This is a genomic window from Trinickia sp. (assembly GCF_051954495.1).
In the GTDB taxonomy this organism is placed as follows: domain Bacteria; phylum Pseudomonadota; class Gammaproteobacteria; order Burkholderiales; family Burkholderiaceae; genus Trinickia.
On the sequence record NZ_JBQCHR010000028.1, the window covers coordinates 1 to 3,758 of the forward strand.

The 3,758-nt window shown below is 62.8% G+C and carries 3 protein-coding genes and 1 pseudogene; all 4 read right to left on the minus strand.

All coding sequences use genetic code 11. The annotated features are described in order from the left end of the window. Positions 1–1,294, minus strand: a 1,294-nt coding sequence (gene nuoG / locus ACTHNR_RS03820) for an NADH-quinone oxidoreductase subunit NuoG (protein ID WP_440546148.1), incomplete at its 3' end; no start/stop codon positions are given. 134 nt (positions 1,295–1,428) lie between these two features. Continuing rightward, on the minus strand, positions 1,429–2,757 hold the full coding sequence (gene nuoF, locus ACTHNR_RS03825; RefSeq protein ID WP_440546149.1) for an NADH-quinone oxidoreductase subunit NuoF: 1,329 nt from the start codon (positions 2,755–2,757) through the stop codon (positions 1,429–1,431). Further along, positions 2,754–3,239, minus strand: a complete 486-nt coding sequence (gene nuoE, locus ACTHNR_RS03830) for an NADH-quinone oxidoreductase subunit NuoE (protein WP_440546150.1) — start codon at positions 3,237–3,239, stop codon at positions 2,754–2,756. Before nuoE ends, nuoF begins: the two co-directional genes overlap by 4 nt. Before the next feature lie 123 nt (positions 3,240–3,362). After that, positions 3,363–3,758, minus strand: a pseudogene (locus ACTHNR_RS03835) (NADH-quinone oxidoreductase subunit D); the annotation flags it as partial.

Genomic DNA, 3,758 nt, shown 5'->3' on the forward strand with positions numbered 1-3,758 from the left:
CGGCCAGCGTATCGACCCATGCCGACGGTGCGGCCACGATCGTCTTCGCGGTCGGGATCAGCGAGTTGTCGCCGGTGGCGTGCAGCAGATGCAGCTTGGCGCCGCTACGTGCGGCTTGGCGCAGACGCGAGGCCATCAGCGGATGGTCGCGGCGCAGGAACGAGCCGATCACGAAGGCGGCATCGATCGTCGACAAATCGGCCAGCGGCATACCGAGCCACGGCGTACCGGCGTTCGCCGACGAGAAGTCGGATTGGCGCAGACGGAAATCGACGTTCGGCGTGCCGATCGCCTGGGCCAGTCGTTTCAGCAGGAACAGTTCTTCGACGGTGCTGTGCGCGCTACCGAGCATCGCGAGTGCATTCGCCCCGTGGTCGGCCGCGACGCCCTTCAGGCTCTTGCCGACGTATTCGAGCGCCGTCTGCCAGTCGGTTTCCACCCACTGGCCGCCTTGCTTGATCATCGGCTGCGTCAGGCGCTCTTCGCTGTTCAAGCCTTCGTATGAGAAGCGGTCCTTATCGGAAATCCAGCACTCGTTGATCGCTTCGTTCTCGAGCGGCAGCGCGCGCATGACGCGGTTGTTCTTGCTCTGCACGACGAGGTTGGCACCGACGGAATCGTGCGGGCTCACCGACTTGCGGCGCGAGAGTTCCCACGTACGGGCGCTGTAACGGAACGGCTTGCTCGTGAGCGCGCCGACGGGGCACAGATCGATCATGTTGCCCGACAGTTCGGAGTCGACCGTCTTGCCGACGAACGTCGTGATCTCCGAATGCTCGCCCCGGCCCAGCATGCCGAGTTCCATCACGCCGGCCACTTCCTGGCCGAAGCGCACACACCGCGTGCAGTGAATGCAGCGCGTCATCTCTTCCATCGAGATCAGCGGCCCCACGTTCTTGTGGAACACCACGCGCTTTTCTTCCTGGTAGCGCGAGGCCGACTTGCCGTAGCCCACGGCCAAGTCTTGCAACTGGCATTCGCCGCCTTGGTCGCAGATCGGGCAATCGAGCGGGTGATTGATCAGCAGGAATTCCATCACCGATTGCTGTGCCTTGACCGCCTTGTCGGACGTCGTGCGCACGACCATGCCCGCGGAGACGGGTGTCGCGCAGGCCGGCACGGCCTTCGGCATCTTCTCGACTTCGACGAGACACATGCGGCAGTTCGCCGCGATCGAAAGCTTCTTGTGATAGCAGAAGTGAGGAATGTACGTGTCGACCTTGTGAGCAGCCTGGATCACCATGCTGCCCTCGGGCACCTCGACCTTCTTCCCGTCTATTTCAAGTTCAACCATGATGGTGAATGGTCCTTAACCTATTACCGCTCAATCTTTTGCTCGCTGAACCGCCCGCCGAAGGTCGTTCGGCGGGCGGTCGGAATGAAGCGATGGGTTCGTGCGGCGCAGCCGTCACGCTCACGGTCCAGCCGTTATGCGAGCACCGCGTCGGCAGCAGCCGGAGCGCCCGCGTGGCCACCGACGAGGCAACGCTTGTGCTCCACGTGATATTCGAATTCGTCCCAGTAATGCTTGAGCATGCCGCGCACCGGCATCGCCGCCGCATCGCCGAGCGCGCAAATCGTGCGGCCCATGATGTTCTCGGCCACGGAGTTGAGCAGATCGAGATCTTCCTTGCGACCCTGACCGTGCTCGATACGATTCACGACGCGGTAGAGCCAGCCTGTGCCTTCGCGGCACGGCGTGCACTGCCCGCACGACTCTTCATAGTAGAAGTACGACAGACGCAGCAGCGAGCGCACCATGCAGCGCGTTTCGTCCATGACGATCACCGCGCCCGAGCCGAGCATCGAGCCGGCCTTCGCGATCGAATCGTAATCCATGTCCGTCTGCATCATCAGATCGCCCGGCACGACCGGCGCCGACGAGCCGCCCGGAATGACGGCCTTCAGCTTCTTGCCGCCGCGCATGCCGCCGGCCAGTTCCATCAGCGTCGAGAACGGCGTGCCGAGCGGGATCTCGTAGTTGCCCGGACGCTCGACGTCGCCCGACACCGAGAAAATCTTCGTGCCGCCGTTGTTCGGCTTGCCGAGCTCGAGGTAGGCCTGCGGCCCGATTTCGAGCAGGAACGGCACCGCGGCGAAGGTCTCGGTGTTGTTGATCGTCGTGGGCTTGCCGTACACGCCGAAGCTCGCCGGAAACGGCGGCTTGAAGCGCGGCTGGCCCTTCTTGCCTTCGAGCGATTCGAGCAGCGCGGTTTCTTCGCCGCAGATATAGGCGCCGTAGCCGTGATGCGCGTAGAGCTCGAACGAGAAGCCGGTGCCGAGGATGTTATCGCCGAGGAAACCCGCGCGACGCGCCTCGTCCAGCGCCTCTTCGAAGCGTCGATACACTTCGAAGATTTCGCCGTGGATGTAGTTGTAGCCGACCGTGATGCCCATCGCGTAGGCGCCGATCGCCATGCCTTCGATGAGCGAGTGCGGATTCCAGCGCAGGATGTCGCGATCCTTGAACGTGCCCGGTTCGCCTTCGTCCGAATTGCAGACGAGATACTTCTGCCCCGGGAACTGACGCGGCATGAAGCTCCACTTCAGGCCCGTCGGGAAACCCGCGCCGCCGCGGCCGCGCAAGCCCGACGCCTTGACGTCGGCGATGACTTGTTCGGGCGGAATCTTTTCCTCGAGGATACGGCGCAGCTGCTTGTAGCCGCCGCGCGCGACGTAATCCTCGAGATGCCAGTTCTCGCCGTTCAGCCCGGCGAGAATCAGGGGTTTGATGTGACGATCGTGCAAAGACGTCATTTCGAAAGCTCCTCGAGCAAAGCGTCGATCTTCTCGCGGCTCATGAAGCTGCACATGCGGTGGTTGTTCACGAGCAGCACCGGTGCGTCGCCGCACGAGCCGAAGCATTCGCCTTCCTTGAGCGTGAACTTGCCGTCAGGCGTCGTTTCGCCGAAGTCGATGCCGAGCTTCTGTTTCAAATAGTCGGCCGTGGCTTCGGCGCCGCCGTGCGGCCCGAGCTGGCACGGCAAGTTCGTGCAGAGCGTGATCTTGTGCTTACCGACGGGCGACGTTTCGTACATCGTGTAGAACGTCGCGACCTCCTGCACGGCAACGGCCGGCATGCCGAGGTAATCGGCCACGAACTGCTGCAGTTCGGGCGACAGCCAGCCGTGCTCTTCCTGAGCGACGGCCAACGCCGACATCACGGCGGACTGTTTCTGATCGGCGGGGTACTTCGCTACCGCGCGATCGATTTCTTTCAGGCCTTCAGCTGAGATCATTTTGAGAACACGAACTCTTTCAATTCCTACCGAACGAAAACCTGCCGCCTCGTTCGTCGCGGCAGACCCGGCGCACCGCGGGGCGCAAGTACCGCCCCTCTTTTCCGGCGCGCCGTGCGAGGCTTACCGGTCGATTTCGCCGAACACGATGTCCTGCGTACCGATGATGGTGACGGCGTCGGCGATCATGTGGCCACGCGCCATCTCGTCGAGCGCCGCGAGGTGCGCATAACCCGGCGCGCGGATCTTGAGGCGATACGGCTTGTTCGCGCCGTCCGACACCAAATAGATGCCGAATTCGCCCTTCGGATGCTCGACCGCCGCATACGCTTCGCCTTCCGGCACGTGAAACCCTTCCGTGAAGAGCTTGAAGTGGTGAATCAGCTCTTCCATGTTCGACTTCATGCCCACGCGCGAGGGCGGTGCGACCTTGTGGTTATCGGTCATCACCGGCCCCGGATTCTTGCGCAGCCACTCGATACATTGCTTGGCGATGCGTGTGGACTGACGCATTTCCTC